Raw genomic sequence first — 14,491 nt, 5'->3', positions numbered from 1 at the left:
CAATTCTGGGAATTTCAAGCAAAAAAATGCAAAAAATGCAGAAAAAATAGCCTCAAGTTGAGGCTAACTAATAATTATTTTTTGTTCTGTAAGGATCTTATATGCTAAATGGTAAACTGCTTCGGCTATATTAATGGCTAACATTGCATCCTCTCTATCAGCTTCCGGGTAATCTCCCGGATATCGACCTTCAACACACCATTCTGTGAGCCATTCAAGGTCAAATTCTAAAAAGGTGTTTGCATATTCCCTCGGTAACAATTCTGCCAAATATGCCAGGTCATGAGATTTTTTAAAAGGAATTTTAAATTTTAATAATAAAGCTTTTAGGCTTTTCTCAGCACATTGCTGGGCCATATAACAGGCATTTCTAGCTGGTAAATCTTCTTTAATTATGGCTTTTGCAGTTCGGATGTCTTCATTTGCATAATTGAGCCATTTTGTATAAATAAGGTTATCTTCCATAATAAACTCTACCCTCTTCAAGAGCGTTTTTATATACTAACCCATTAATATTTTTATATTTGGAGATTTCATTTTTACTCAGAACTACAACATCTTTAGGGATAGCAAATCCTCTTAGAGCTTTTCTGATTTCTATTTGTAAAAATCTCTTATTTGGTATTTCATCAGGCATAATGACTAAAAAGTCTATATCACTATCCTCATTTGCTTCTCCTCTAGCCCATGAACCAAATACTATTATTTGCTCTGGATTAAATTTTGTCCGAATGGCATTCACCATTTCTTGAATAACATCTTCGTTCATTTTGATCACTGCCTTTTGATTAAGCTGCTTAATTTTATTATAGCACATCCAGGAAATCCAAGCAAAAATTGCAGAAAAAATAGCCTCAAATTGAGGCTACAACAGCACCTTTTTCTTCTCCACCAGTTCTTCCAGATACTTTTCCACCTGTTCCCGCAAATCCTCGCGGCGCAAGGCCAGTTCCACCGTAGCCTGAATATAGCCCAGCTTATCCCCAACATCATAGCGTTTGCCAGTGAAAATGCAGGCATGAATGCGCCGTTTCTGGTTCAATTTGCGCAGGGCATCAGTGAGCTGGATTTCGCCCCCTACCCCTGTTTCCTGGGCCTCCAGGATAGGGAAAATATCCGGAGTCAGGACATAGCGGCCCATGATGGCCAGCCGGGAAGGAGCTACCTCCGGGTCAGGTTTTTCCACCAGGTCCCGAACCGGCAAGCAGTTACCACCGGTATGCTCCACATCCACAATGCCATATTTCCGGGTATCAGCCAGAGGCACCGGTTGCACTCCTACCACCGGTTCCCCGGTCTGGTAATAGACCTCCAGCAGCTGGGCCAGACAGGGCGGTTCCCCGACCACAATATCATCGCCCAGCATGACAGCAAAGGGCTCATTGCCGATAAAGCGGCGGGCGCACCAGACGGCATGGCCCAGACCTTTGGCCTCCTTTTGCCGAACATAGTGAACATCCACCATATCGGAGATGGAACGCACTTCTTTCAGCAAATCGAGTTTACCTTTTTCCTCCAGGAAAGTCTCCAGCTCAATGGAGCGGTCAAAATGGTCCTCAATGGCCCGTTTGCCCCGGCCGGTGACAATGATAATGTCCTTGATCCCGGAAGCCACCGCCTCCTCCACCACATACTGAATGGTGGGCTTATCCACCAGAGGCAGCATCTCCTTGGGCTGGGCCTTGGTAGCAGGCAAAAACCTGGTTCCCAAACCTGCCGCTGGAATAATCGCTTTACGCACTTTCATCCTCTTCACTCCCCCCTGTAAAACACAGTATTATTTTTTATCTTCTGTTAGATTTTGTTTTTTCCTGCCTGAATTTTGCTCTACAATAATTAAATATAGCCAAAAGATAAAAAATGCTCAAGTCCAGCAGCACATCCTGCCAGCGGCCATGGCGGCCACTGATCTGGCGCTGGTTGAGTTCATCGAATAGAGCAATCAAAGGCAGGAAAAGCAGAGCTGGCCACCAGCGGCCCAGCACCCGTAAGAGAATAAAACCAAAGATAGTATATTCAACTACATGGGCAAACTTGCGTAAAAGATATTCGGCTTCAACGAAGGTAAGCTGTGCCGGTAGCAGGGCAAGAAAATGCCGCAAGGAGGAAGAATAAAGAGCCCTCTGCAGGGCAAAGGGCTGACTGGAAAACCAGAAGATGAGAAGAAGCCAGCCAAAACCCAGTACCAGCCAGACCAATTTTCCCCGTCCAAACATTCCCATTTCCTTTCTTAATGAAAAGTTCTACTTAAATCCATCAGGATGCTGGCGATGCCAGGCCCAGGCTGATGCCACCATGGCCGCCAGATCAGGGTAGCGAGGTTGCCAGCTCAGTACCTGCCTGGCTTTTTCCGCTGCTGCCACCAGCCGGGCCGGATCTCCCGGCCGCCGGGGACCGATCTGTACCGGCAAAGGATGACCGGTCACCTGGCGGGCGACGCTGATGACCTCCTGAACGGAGAAACCCTGGCCATTGCCCAGATTAAAAGGCCCGGATTCTCCCCCATTCCAGAGGTATTGCAAGGCCAGCAAATGGGCTTCAGCCAGGTCGAGGACGTGAATATAGTCCCGAATGCAGGTGCCATCAGGGGTAGGATAATCCTGGCCATAGATGGTAATGTGATCCCGCCTGCCATTAGCCACCTGCAGGATCAAAGGGATCAGGTGGGTTTCCGGCTGATGATCCTCGCCGATGGAGCCATCAGGCAGGGCACCACAGGCATTGAAATAGCGTAAAGCAGCATAGTGAAAATCATAGGTCCTGGCATATTGAGCCATGACCTGTTCCAGCATGAGCTTGGTCTGACCGTAGACATTGGTAGGTTCTGTGAGATCCTCTTCCCGAATGGGCAGTTGCCGCGGCTCGCCGTAGACGGCTGCCGTGGAACTAAAAACCAGGTGCTTGACTCCGGTTTTGAGCAGGGTGTTGAGGAAGAGGATGGTTTTGACGACGTTGTTTTCAAAGTATTTGGCCGGGTTGGCCATGGATTCTCCCACCAGGCTGCTAGCGGCGAAATGGATGACGCCGCTGATCTGGTGCCGGTCGATGATGAAGGTGACCAGGGCAGAGTCGGCAATGTCGCCATGGTAAAAGGGGACGGTAGATGGTACAGCCTGGCGATGGCCGGTGCTGAGGTTGTCCAGCACGATGGGCTGATAGCCCTGCTGGAGCAGGTAGTATACGGTGTGGCTACCGATGTAGCCGGCGCCGCCGGTGACAAGGATGTTCATTTCGGCCTCCTAATCTTTTAAACCTATTTTATTCATGACATAGTTTTCAAATTTTTTAGCCAAAATACTATTAAGACGATTTTTTGAGATATATTTATGAGCTTTTGATTTAAACTCTAAATAATATTGTGGATAATTTTCTATAATCTCATAAATAGCTTTAACAATTTGTTCAGGTTTATTTGGAGGTACTACAATTCCGCATCTTACTTCGTTTAACACTTTTTTACTTTCACCTTCACCAGCAAAAATTATCGGTTTACCAACAGCCATATATTCCCAGATTTTTGACGGTTGGGCTGTTCGCAGCGATTGGTCATCCCTGAGGTGCGCAAATAGTATATGAGCATCCCTGTATAATTTTTTAATCTTTTCTTGATCTAAGTAACCAAGTAATTCTATATTTCTTAATTGGTTGGAAAGTATTAAATTTTTAATTTTTTTATATTCTACACCTTGGCCTGCAATAATAAATTTTATTCTTTTATCATTTTGCATAAGTTTTGCTGTTTCCACTAATACAGATAAATCCTGCGGATAACCAATAAGTCCTGAATAAACCACCTTATATTCTTGAGGCATAAATGTATCATCTATCTGAATTTGGTTACAAAAAAAGCTATAAAAATCATCATCTACACCGTTTGGTATTACTAGTATTTTATTATGTGAACAACCGTTATCAATAAAATATTCTTTTTGAGAATCTGTAGTAGTAATAATTCCATTAGCACGATGAGCAATTTTAATTATCAATTTTTCAATTAGCTTCGCAGTAAATCTTTTTTTTATTATATCTGCCGCATACAACCAAATTAAATCTCTAATATCCCAAATGAAAAATGCTCTTTTAAGCTTACTAGCAACAAAACCTGTAGGTCCTAGGAACATAGATGGTGTTGTAGTGACAACCAAATCAACTTTACTAAATGATAATATTAATAAAAAACTTATAAAAGCAAAATATAATTCTGCTAAAACTCTAAGAAATATTCTATTTTTAGGTACTATTAGAGGGTAAATTCTATATACTGTCATATTATTTTCTAAATATTTTGTAATAACTTTTGTCGTTCTATAATTTTTATATATTTCACCTTGTGGGTAATTGGGTAGTAACGTAATTATTATTACATTATTCTTTTTATTAATTTCTTCAGCAAAAAATTTTATTCTTTTTGCACCCGGACACGTTTCTGGTGAAAAATTTGTACTTATGAATATTACATTTTTACTCATAATTCCCCCCCTGTAAACTGTAATAAAGTTCTTCAAATTTTCTTAATACAACCTCATCAGAAAAATATTTGCTTATTTTTTCAATATTGTTTTTTCCGATTTGTTCAGCTAATTTATAATTATTTAATATATATAGAATTTTTTGAGCTAGTTTTTCTGCATCGCCTTCCTCAAATAAAAAACCATTTACCTCTTCTTCAATAACTTCAGGAATTGATCCTACTTTTGTTGCAATTATTGGTAGTCCAAATGACATAGCTTCTAACATAGCTAAAGGCATTCCTTCATAATATGAAGGCAAAACAAAAATACTAGCATTACGTAGTAACAAATATTTCTCGTTACCAGAAACTTCATTGATAAAATGAACCTTATCTACTAACCCCATATTTGTTACCATTTTTTTGCATTTACTAACATACTCAGCTTTCCCCGCTCCTGCTATTAAAACTTTAAAATTTATTAAATTGTTATTAATTAAAAAAATTGCTTTTATTAAATCGTGTATTCCCTTATTTTCAATGATAGAACCAAGATATAAAATTATTCTAGTATGTTCACATCTACTATTATAATTTCTCATAAAATCCTCTTTTGGCATTTCAACCCAATTAGGCAATACTACTGTTTTAATTTCTGAATCTATACTTTTAAAACGCTTTTCCCATTGGTTAGATAATACTGCAACCCTATCGCTAATCAACAAAATTTTTTTTATATAAATTTTGAATAAAAGATTAGCATTATTGTAAAAGTCCAAAAAATTGCCACTATGTATATGTAGAATCACTTTCTTTTTAAAAATTTTTGATAACAATACAAAAATTGATTTTTGATAAAACGATAAAAAAGAAGACGTGTTAATATGGACAATGTAAACTTTATTAATTTTTTGCAAGAAATCAAAAATATATTTATATAATTTATATATTTTTTGTATTAAATTAGCATTGATACCATTAGAAGTGTTAATATGAATAAATAAATCTTTAATTTTTGAATTTAAAATATTCTGAGTCCAGATACTAATCCCTCCTATTGGAGGAGGCAATGGACTAATTAATAAAATTTTATTCTTCATAACTGCAAAACACTTCCCATACCACTTTAAATAAAATTAACCCAATCTGAATCTGTGATGTATAATTCGTTCTCAAGGTAGAATTGGCAAGAATAATAAGATATGACAACATAATTTTGTTTAAATTAGATTTTACCTCGTTGTGCCTCGTGAGATTCCAGCTAGACACACAAATAAACTTTTAACTACCCACTCCGGCATGGCATTAGTCGGCTTACTATTGCTGCAAACTAGGTTTATTAATCGTCTTTAAAAATTTCTTTACAAAAAATGATAACCTCAAGATTTGTAATAGTGATTGAGCAATAGCATATATTGGTCTTTTATGCCAGGGGCAAAAATGATTTTGATTATATCGAAGTTATTCGTAAAGATGAGTTGACTTCTTATTTAGTTTAAATATCAACAAGGTTAACCAACATTACGCAACGTTTGGATATGGCAGGAGACTGTAAAACGCTATTATTCTAGATGAATCCCCCCGTGTGATTAAAATTGCTGGCGCTGAAATCAACCTCAGTAAACGTGAATTGGTTCCTCTTGGATATCGATATTTCCCAATTCGATAATTCAGTACCAAAAAGTATGGTCTTTCACGGACATATAAGTCCATGATGGTTATGTTCCTATCTTTTGCCTATCTTGGCTAGGAAGGTTATTGTGTCAATACAGAGCTTCGCGAAGGAAAGGATCACAGTCAAAAAAGCACGGATGAACTTCTTGAAAAAAGCATCCGCTATGCACTTATAATTTTCGACCAGCTGCTTTGATAAGATTGGATTCCAAAATCATAGCCTTGACAATATTAAATTCTTGCTAAACCCAAAAAACAGAGTCGATTTTATTATCTTTTTCAAGGTGCCAATTTTAAACAGCAAACGATAATTTAATGGCTTAAAATGTTTACATAGCACATTTAAAAAGATATTTATGACTAATTCACTAATTCAGGATTAGTTTTAAATTTTTTAAGCATTTCTAAATATAATTTTTCGTAATTCTCCACGGTTTTTCTAATATCAAATTCTTTAGCCCTTTTTTCTAAGTTATTTTTTATCTTATATGCCAATTGTTGATTTTTTAAGATTTCAATAATTTTTGACGCAAGTCCATAAGTATCTCTTGGTTCTACTAAAAACCCAGTAACCTTATCTTCTATAATTTCTGATATTCCTCCTACGTTTGTCGAAACAATGGGTAACCCTGCTGACATCGCTTCCAATAACACTAATGGAAACCCTTCCCAATCAGAGGATAAGACAAAAACATCAGCTATTTGGTATAAGGAATTAACATTTGATATTTCACCTAGAAAAAAAACATTTTTTTGCAAATCTTTGTCTTTTACATAACTCTCTATTTTTGCTCTTTCTGGTCCATCACCAACAAGAACGAGAATAGTATCATTTAACTTTTCTTTTATCATCATATATGCATTTACGAGAAGTATATGATTTTTTTGTCTAGCAAACCTACCAATGTGTAAAATAATTTTTTTATCGATTGGTATTCCAAAATATTTTTTAAAATCAATTTTAGTTGAGTCATTTAACCTCATATTAAAGTTTTCAGTATCTACACCATTATAAATTACAGGAGAATATTCTACCTGATAAAATTTTTTTAACTTGTCACAAATTAAATTTGAAATACTTACTGGAATTAAATTTTGTTTTTTAAATCCTAAATAGTGAATAATTTTCCCTACTTTATCGACCTCATAATAAGGGTCATTATGAACAGTATGTATTATTACTGGTACTTTTGCTAAAATTGATGGAACAAGTGCATATCTTAGAACATATAAATGTGTATGAACAATATCTGGATCAAAATCATTAATTATTGTTAAAATTTTATTAAACATAGAAACATCAAAGCCTCTTTTTTTATTAAGATACCAATATCTTGTATTAATGCTGATTAATTCCTGTTCAAAAAAAGGATTAATATTATTATATAAAATACATAATCCAGTATCTACATTTTTTTTAAATCTAACTAAATCTAAAACCAATCGCTCCGCTCCGCCAAACCCAAGTTTAGGTAAAATGTGCAAAACTTTCAATTTTCTCACGATAATATCCTCTCCCAATTCCTAAATAGATTGAATATCTCTTTACACACATTATACTAACAAAAGCCCAAAACCAATCTTGTATTCTCGGAGTAAAAAAACTAGGTATACCAAAGCCTGTTATAACAAAAACATACACCCATAAAACTAAAATAAGTAAATCATATTGTAATTTAATAAAATTATGAATAACTTGAATCAAGAAAGTAGAAAAAATAATAAATCCAACTAATCCTCCATAATAAAAAATTATCACCCACATAGAATCTCCAATAAAAACATTATTAAAATTCAAAATTCCTAACCCAAAAATAAAATTATTTTTTATTTGACTTATTGTTTCAAGTAAGAATCCATTTTGAGAATTAAATCGAGTATTAAATATTTCTAAATTATATACCCTGTCAATTTGGTATTTGATTACATCACCATTAGATAAATAATTACAATTTAGGGAAATTAAATATATGAGTATCAACACACAAAAATAAATTTTAATTAAACTAATAAATCTACGCTTATATAATAAGTATGATGATAAAAACAAAAGTAATAATATAATCCCACTAATAAAAGTAGCACTTGCTGTTAAATAACCACCAACTATATTTATAAAAACAAGAACAAGCCATGCTATAAATCTAAAGCCATGGATACCGGATAATAACCTATATATAGATATACATAACGATAAGAGAAAATATATTGATGCATAAGCAGGGTGTTCAAAAACCGAAACACCTCGTATAATACCGCCATAAAATTCTATTAAATTTTGGATAGAAAGCCTTGAAGGAGAGCTATAATACTCTAAAGTAATGTTAGTAATAAACTCATTATTATTAATTTGCCCTATCTCAAATATTAAAAAAATAATAGATAAATATACAAAAGAATCAAGAAGATTTCTTACATCTCTGTGGTTTAACTGTATATTTGAAAAGATGAACATCAGTATTAGAGGTTTAACATAAAAGAAAAAATTTTTAAATATAGTAGTAATTTCACTATAATGGTTTATATTAATAATAGTATTAAAAAAAATATACATTACAAACATAAGGTAATAATTGGCGACCTTGGGCCAAACTATTGCTTTTTTTGAAAAAAATCTTTTTATTAGCAATACAATAAATAAAAATATTATATAAATATATTCCATATTAAAATAGCTATGACCTAATTTAAAATATGGAATAATTAATACCAATAAAAGAAACAACTTTGCACCTTTTCTAATACTTTTAAGAGTGACACTAAAAAATATAATAGAAATAATTCCAATAATAAAGTATAGCATAGCTACTCTCCATTATATAAGTATGAAAAATGTCTTGACGCAATCCATACAGCCAAACAAGTTGAAGCATGTGTTGATTTGTTATAAAAATAACAAAGATCATAACCAAGCTCTTAAATATCAATATGTGTGTAGCTAAAAAGAAAACAAACTATTTAAGATTTAGAATAAATTAAGTATTATATTTTTGTGAAACGTTACTTCCCCTCAGCCATTTTAAATACCGTCTTTACCACCAGCGCCAGATCCAGCCACAAACTGGCCCGATCTATATACTCCATATCCATTCCCATCCACTCTTCAAAACTCACATCATTTCGCCCCGACACCTGCCAGATACAGGTAATCCCTGGCTTCACCGACAGCCTCCTGCGATAGCGGCTATCATACTGGGCCACTTCCCGGGGCAGCGCCGGCCTCGGTCCTACCACACTCATATCTCCCAGCAGCACGTTGATAAACTGCGGTAACTCATCCAGGCTTGTCTTGCGCAAAAACTTGCCCACCCTGGTAATTCGCGGATCATTGGTGATTTTGAACACCGGCCCGTCCATTTCATTGAGATGGGCCACTTCTTTCAGCCGGGCTTCCGCATCCGGCACCATGGTGCGGAACTTGATCATCTTGAAGATCCGGCCATTCAGGCCGACCCGGGGCTGAATGAAAAAGACCGGGCCTTTGGAATCCAGCTTAATCAGGATAGCAATCAGCAAGAAAACCGGCGCTCCACCAATCAGCACCAGGGAGGAAAAGACCACATCAAAAGCTCTTTTGGCCATCCTCTGCCAGATGTTCTGCTTTGACGGCATATAGGAAATCACCGGTAAATCCGCCAGTTCACCGGCCTGCCCTCTGATCAGCCGTTTTTCACCCAGGTTTGCCAGCAAATGCACCGTTTTGCCTTCTTCTTCCCCCCGGTCAATAACCCACTTCCATTCCTCATAATCCTTGAGCGGCATGGCGATCAGGATTTCATCCACCACTTCCTCATGCAGCACCCGCCCCAGTTCATTGACGGTGCCCAGCCAGCGGATGCCGGGAAGCTGCGCTTCTCCCAGGATTCCAATAATCTGCACATCTTGTCCCGTTTTCTCTTCTATATGCCGCACGGCATAATTGGCCATTTCGCCACTGCCCACCAGCAAAACGCGCACCCTGTCCTCTTTTTGACTCTGCCGGGCATACCAGAGCAGACCAAAACGCGCAAGCAGGCTATATAATAGCAACGAGAGTGAAAATACCCCCAGAAACACCCGGCTGATATCCAGCTTAATCCCTACCAGTAACACCAGCAAGGCAAAAATATATGCCAGCCAGGTTTTGAGCAAGCGCATCATTTGCTTTCCCGGTTCCTGCCAGATCAAACGGTTATCTTCCGCCAGTTTGACGGCCAGCAGCCACAATACAGCAGCTGAAAAGGAAAACAAGCGATCATTGACAGGTATAGCCCCGATCCAGCCAAAACGAAATATAGCCGCTGTCAACACAGCTGCACCGACTACCGGTACCTGGGCCAGCCAGATCAGCTCCCGGATAAGTTCTCTTTTGCGGATAATCCCCACTCTCTTCCCCTCTCCTTCCTGTTTTCTATTCGCTCACCCCATAGCTATAATGATAATTATAGTAATAATAACTACCCTTCTTCATTTCCACCCCATTCAACACAGCCCCCAGCAGTCGTCCCCCGACCCGCTGAATCCCTTCTTTGGCCAGTCGGGCCTGCTGTCTGCTCACCGCTGCTGCCATCAACACCAGCACCACCCCATCTACCTTCGGTGCCAGCACCAGAGCATCCGTTACAGCCTGGATGGGCGGCGTATCGATGACCACCAGATCTGCCATCTCTTTTAACTTTCTCAGTATACTTTCCATTTCTTCTGCTGACAGCAATTCTACCGGATTGGGGGGAATCGGGCCAGAAGTCAGTACCCTCAACCCGGGCACACTGGTAGTCTGCAGAACATCCTTTAGTTCAAAATCATGGGTCATGACATTGGTCAATCCCCGGCTGTTTTTTAAGTCAAAGATCCTGTGCAAACTGGGCCTGCGCAAATCACAATCCACCAGGATTACTTCCTTTTTCTGCTGGGCCACCAGGGCGGCATAATTGGCCGCTACCGAAGACTTCCCCTCACCCGGGCCAGCGCTGGTAAACAGTATTGTTTTCAGTTCATGGGCCACATTGGCATACTGGATATTGGTCCGCAGCCGCCGGTATGCTTCCGCTACGGGGGATTTCGGTTCCTTGTCCACGATTAGCCGTTCCATCATCTGCCCTCCCTTAATCCCGGCGGGGAATGATGCCCAGCACTGGGATTTCCAGATATTTTTCTACATCTTCCGGTGTCTTGAGACTGTCATCCAGGAATTCCAGCAAGAAGATCAAGCCCGCAGCTACCATTAACCCCAGTACCAGAGCCATAGCCATATTCAGCGCCTTTTTCGGCTTGATGGGTTTTTCCGGCCGTACCGCCGGGTCAACCACCTTCACATTGTCTACCGCCATCATATCCTTGATCTGATCGGCAAAAACATAGGCGACAGTATTCACCAGATGAGCCACCCGTTCCTGGTTGGTATCCTCGGCACTGATGGTCAGCATGATGGTATCCTTCAGCAAACTAACTTTCAGCATCTCCTGGATTTCTTCCGGTTTCAGTTCCCCGCCCAGATTCTGGGCCACTTTTTCCGCCACTGTGCGGCTTTTCACAATTTCGTTATAGGTTTTCACCAGCTCCTTGGCAGCTAGCAAGCTGGTATAGTCATCCCGAATCAATTTCTGGCCACCTTTATTAACCAGTAAGGTCGCTGATGCCTCATATACCGGTGGCAACACAAAAAAACTGAGAATCCCGCTGGTTATTACCGCAATCAGAGGGATTACGATTAAAAGCAATTTGTGTTTCCACAGTATTTGCCCCAGCTCGCGCAGGTCAATTTCCTCTTCCAGCTGCACTGTCATGCCTCCTCGTTTATTTAAAATCATTTTTATCATTTTTTATTATAACTAAATCCCCCCTGATTTTATGTCGAATTGTGTATGCAATTCTATTTTTTTATCGACAAATTTTCTCGTTTTTTGTCGAAAATTTTTCAGTTTTCCTTCTTTTCTCTATCATATTTCGACATATAATATCTTCGCTTTATGTTAAAATTTGAATATATAAACATAAATCGGGGTGAGACTGTTGTCCTTATATATTTTCTTGACTCTGGTTGTCCTATCATTAATAGCTTTCATCCTCAGCCTGCTCTTACTGGAAAGGCGCAAAATCCGCCCAACCCTGATTTCTCTGGGGCTTACCGCCTGCTTTTGGTTGTCAACCGCAGTATACTGGTACCAGTATAAAAGCGAATGGTCCACCGATCCCCACTGGCTCAACTACTACAAAAACTTTCGCGGGCCCGCTCTGGCCTCAGCCCAGGCGGCCAGCACTGTCGACCATCCTGAAGTAATAACCCTGGCAGAACAGACCCGACAGGCCCGGCAGCGCATGCGAGAATTGCAGGCTGTAGCCAGAGGGAAAATCAACGGGGAAAACTTCGATACCTTTCAGTTGCTCTTAACCCAGGGCCGGCTTACTACCTCGGATTTACTGCCCCTCTATCAGCAGGGAGGCTTGTCTCAGGCCCAGTTACTGCAATTTGTGGACAAGGGCCTGCTCAGTGTGGAGCAATGGCAGGAGCTGGAGGAACAAATCAAAGAGGCGGCTGCCAAAAAAGCCACACCAGCCCCGCCGGCTCCCGCCCCGGTTAACCAGAAACCGGTCGCTCCTGTCGCCCAGCTGCAGGCCCGGCAACCCGGTACTACCGGTGCGGAAACGGTGGCTCTGGCCCTGGCCAGCCAGGCCAAGCAGCTGAGCCGGGCCCAGCTGGATCAGATGGTGCTAGCTCAACTCAAAACCGTTCCTGATGCGCAAATCCAGGCCCTTTTGCCGGACCTCACCCCTGATACCGGTCGAGAGCAACTGACTGTGATCATCGTCAACAAACTGGTGGGCTGGAATCGCAATGAGCTGGCTGCCCGCTTCCTCTACGAATTCTATCGCTTGCCAGAAGCAGAGCAAAAACTATTACTGCAAAAACCCCTGACCACTTTACCACCCCAGCAGCAAATCCAGACCCTCAGCAAACCCCTGGCCCTGCTGGTCAGTGACACCCTGGCCGGTCTGCAAAGATTGCTGGCCGCAAACTGAAAACCCCGCTTAGCGGGGTTTTCTTTTGCCCAGAACCTGGATGCCAGTGGGCAGCCCATAGCCATACCAGCTGTCCCATCCTTTACTGCCCAGATCAATTGCACCAGCTGTCAGCCGTTGCCTGATCTCTTTCGCTTTCAGCCTGGGATAGGCGGATTTCAATAAGGCTGCCAGCCCGGTGATATGGGGACTGGCCATCGATGTTCCGCTCATCACCTTATAATCTCCCCCCGGTATAGTACTGAGAATCTCCACCCCCGGCGCTACCAGATCCAGGGCCGGGCCAGTGCTGGAAAAGGGAGCCCGTTGCCACTGACGGTCAATCGCTCCTACGGCCATCACTTCCGGATACCTGGCCGGATAGAGAACGGTATCCCCTTTTCCTTCTTCGTTCCCAGCATTGCCCGCCGCAGCCATTAGCAGGATTCCCGCTCTGGCTGCTCTTTTCACCGCATACCGCAAAAGGGGATTGTTCTGTTTTCCTCCCAGGCTCAGGTTGACTATATCCAGCCGGTTTTTGATCGCCCACTCCAGACCAGCCGCTATATCACTGTACCAGCCGCTCCCCGCACTGTTCAGGGCCTTGATGGCAAACAACTCGACCCCCGGGGCAATCCCGACTACCCCTTGGCTATTGTCCTGAGCCGCTATTATTCCGGCCACATGGGTGCCATGACCATTATCATCCTGGAAGCTGTCCCCTGTCAGCGCAATCCCTCCGGCCACCTTCAAATCAGGATGCTGTAAATCAATTCCTGTATCCAGCACCCCTACCCTTACTCCTGAACCATTGACCCCCAGCTGGCTCGCCACCTGCGGGCCTGCCAGCACCGCCACCCCCCAGGGTATTTGCTGTTCCTGGGTGGTGGCCTGTTCATCTTCAAAAACTTCCATTACCCCGCGCAGGTTCCGTATCTGCTCAACTTCAGTCTGGTTCAGTTCAATTACCAGATAAGGCATAGTTTCAAAACTGCGGACTATCTTGCCGGAAAGAGAGCGCAGTAAGCCTTCACGCCGCCGTCGCCAGTAACGTTCTTCCAGTTTGAGAATATAACGCTTCTTGCCTTCCATCCGGTTTGCCTCCTCTGTCTTTTTGTTGCATTATATTCCGCTGTCGTTAAATTGGCGATTTTTCTATTAAATTAGAACTTCTTGCTAGAGGCAGGATTTTTCCATTTAACCCCGAATATATTGGGTAAGAACAGAAGACAACGGGCAAACCAGGCGAAAGCCTGGGGCGCAAAGCCATGGGTCTAAGGTTCCCGTTGGGAACTATGATTGCCAGGCTGCTCATATGGCAAAGGGTAATGGCATCTATAGCCATTTTGAGCAGCCTGCTTTCCAGTGGAAAGCAGGCTGTTTCTTTCC

The 14,491-nt window shown here is 41.1% G+C and carries 14 protein-coding genes and 1 riboswitch; of the genes, 1 reads left to right on the top strand and 13 read right to left on the bottom strand.

The features are described 5' to 3' along the window. Positions 1–63 precede the first annotated feature (63 nt). The 12 genes from CTH_RS03820 to CTH_RS03765 form a co-directional block, all read right to left on the bottom strand. Positions 64–465 carry a HEPN domain-containing protein gene (locus CTH_RS03820; RefSeq protein WP_078664200.1) on the bottom strand — a complete coding sequence of 134 codons (402 nt, stop codon included), beginning with the start codon at positions 463–465 and terminating at the stop codon, positions 64–66. Then, the gene (locus CTH_RS03815; protein WP_078664330.1) at positions 455–769 is read right to left on the bottom strand and encodes a nucleotidyltransferase domain-containing protein; all 315 of its coding nucleotides are present in this window, start codon (positions 767–769) and stop codon (positions 455–457) included. Before CTH_RS03815 ends, CTH_RS03820 begins: the two co-directional genes overlap by 11 nt. Before the next feature lie 96 nt (positions 770–865). After that, on the bottom strand, positions 866–1,747 hold the full coding sequence (gene galU / locus CTH_RS03810; protein ID WP_078664201.1) for a UTP--glucose-1-phosphate uridylyltransferase GalU: 882 nt from the start codon (positions 1,745–1,747) through the stop codon (positions 866–868). Positions 1,748–1,784: 37 nt separating this feature from the next. Beyond that, positions 1,785–2,216 (bottom strand): VanZ family protein, encoded by a 432-nt coding sequence (locus tag CTH_RS03805; RefSeq protein ID WP_159073814.1) that lies wholly within the window; start codon positions 2,214–2,216, stop codon positions 1,785–1,787. 27 nt (positions 2,217–2,243) lie between these two features. Then, positions 2,244–3,230, bottom strand: a complete 987-nt coding sequence (galE, locus tag CTH_RS03800; protein ID WP_107753124.1) for a UDP-glucose 4-epimerase GalE — start codon at positions 3,228–3,230, stop codon at positions 2,244–2,246. Positions 3,231–3,239: 9 nt separating this feature from the next. After that, on the bottom strand, positions 3,240–4,469 hold the full coding sequence (locus CTH_RS03795) for a glycosyltransferase family 4 protein (protein WP_107753122.1): 1,230 nt from the start codon (positions 4,467–4,469) through the stop codon (positions 3,240–3,242). Further along, a complete protein-coding gene (locus CTH_RS03790) occupies positions 4,462–5,550 on the bottom strand; it encodes a glycosyltransferase family 4 protein (protein WP_107753120.1) in 1,089 nt (362 codons plus the stop codon). Before CTH_RS03790 ends, CTH_RS03795 begins: the two co-directional genes overlap by 8 nt. A gap of 934 nt (positions 5,551–6,484) precedes the next feature. Continuing rightward, positions 6,485–7,627, bottom strand: coding sequence for a glycosyltransferase (locus CTH_RS03785; RefSeq protein WP_159073813.1), 1,143 nt, complete (start codon positions 7,625–7,627; stop codon positions 6,485–6,487). Beyond that, positions 7,593–8,927, bottom strand: coding sequence for a hypothetical protein (locus CTH_RS03780; RefSeq protein ID WP_107753116.1), 1,335 nt, complete (start codon positions 8,925–8,927; stop codon positions 7,593–7,595). The genes CTH_RS03785 and CTH_RS03780 overlap by 35 nt, the downstream gene beginning before the upstream one ends. A gap of 197 nt (positions 8,928–9,124) precedes the next feature. Next, on the bottom strand, positions 9,125–10,489 hold the full coding sequence (locus CTH_RS03775) for a sugar transferase (RefSeq protein ID WP_107753114.1): 1,365 nt from the start codon (positions 10,487–10,489) through the stop codon (positions 9,125–9,127). Between the two features lie 25 nt (positions 10,490–10,514). Then, a complete protein-coding gene (locus tag CTH_RS03770) occupies positions 10,515–11,195 on the bottom strand; it encodes a CpsD/CapB family tyrosine-protein kinase (protein WP_079906298.1) in 681 nt (226 codons plus the stop codon). Between the two features lie 13 nt (positions 11,196–11,208). Further along, on the bottom strand, positions 11,209–11,883 hold the full coding sequence (locus CTH_RS03765) for a YveK family protein (protein ID WP_242946588.1): 675 nt from the start codon (positions 11,881–11,883) through the stop codon (positions 11,209–11,211). Positions 11,884–12,115: 232 nt separating this feature from the next. Between CTH_RS03765 and CTH_RS03760 the strand changes: the two genes are divergently transcribed. Continuing rightward, positions 12,116–13,123 carry a hypothetical protein gene (locus tag CTH_RS03760; protein ID WP_107753112.1) on the top strand — a complete coding sequence of 336 codons (1,008 nt, stop codon included), beginning with the start codon at positions 12,116–12,118 and terminating at the stop codon, positions 13,121–13,123. A 9-nt stretch (positions 13,124–13,132) separates the two neighbouring features. Here CTH_RS03760 and CTH_RS03755 read toward each other — a convergent pair whose 3' ends face one another. Continuing rightward, positions 13,133–14,194, bottom strand: coding sequence for a S8 family peptidase (locus tag CTH_RS03755; RefSeq protein ID WP_078664215.1), 1,062 nt, complete (start codon positions 14,192–14,194; stop codon positions 13,133–13,135). A gap of 133 nt (positions 14,195–14,327) precedes the next feature. After that, a riboswitch (cyclic di-GMP riboswitch) is annotated at positions 14,328–14,417 on the top strand. Positions 14,418–14,491 lie beyond the last annotated feature (74 nt).

This window comes from Carboxydocella thermautotrophica (genome assembly GCA_003054495.1).
Taxonomy (GTDB): domain Bacteria; phylum Bacillota.
Note: the sequence above shows the minus strand (reverse complement) of the source record. Positions and strands in the feature narration are given on the sequence as shown.

Excerpts from the sequence above, each read along its gene's own strand:
- CTH_RS03780 (WP_107753116.1), bottom strand. The coding sequence starts at position 8,927 with ATGCTATACTTTATTATTGGAATTATTTCTATTATATTTTTTAGTGTC.
- galU (WP_078664201.1), bottom strand. The coding sequence starts at position 1,747 with ATGAAAGTGCGTAAAGCGATTATTCCAGCGGCAGGTTTGGGAACCAGG.
- CTH_RS03790 (WP_107753120.1), bottom strand. The coding sequence starts at position 5,550 with ATGAAGAATAAAATTTTATTAATTAGTCCATTGCCTCCTCCAATAGGA.
- CTH_RS03815 (WP_078664330.1), bottom strand. The coding sequence starts at position 769 with ATGAACGAAGATGTTATTCAAGAAATGGTGAATGCCATTCGGACAAAA.
- galE (WP_107753124.1), bottom strand. The coding sequence starts at position 3,230 with ATGAACATCCTTGTCACCGGCGGCGCCGGCTACATCGGTAGCCACACC.
- CTH_RS03805 (WP_159073814.1), bottom strand. The coding sequence starts at position 2,216 with ATGTTTGGACGGGGAAAATTGGTCTGGCTGGTACTGGGTTTTGGCTGG.
- CTH_RS03795 (WP_107753122.1), bottom strand. The coding sequence starts at position 4,469 with ATGAGTAAAAATGTAATATTCATAAGTACAAATTTTTCACCAGAAACG.
- CTH_RS03770 (WP_079906298.1), bottom strand. The coding sequence starts at position 11,195 with ATGGAACGGCTAATCGTGGACAAGGAACCGAAATCCCCCGTAGCGGAA.
- CTH_RS03820 (WP_078664200.1), bottom strand. The coding sequence starts at position 465 with ATGGAAGATAACCTTATTTATACAAAATGGCTCAATTATGCAAATGAA.
- CTH_RS03755 (WP_078664215.1), bottom strand. The coding sequence starts at position 14,194 with ATGGAAGGCAAGAAGCGTTATATTCTCAAACTGGAAGAACGTTACTGG.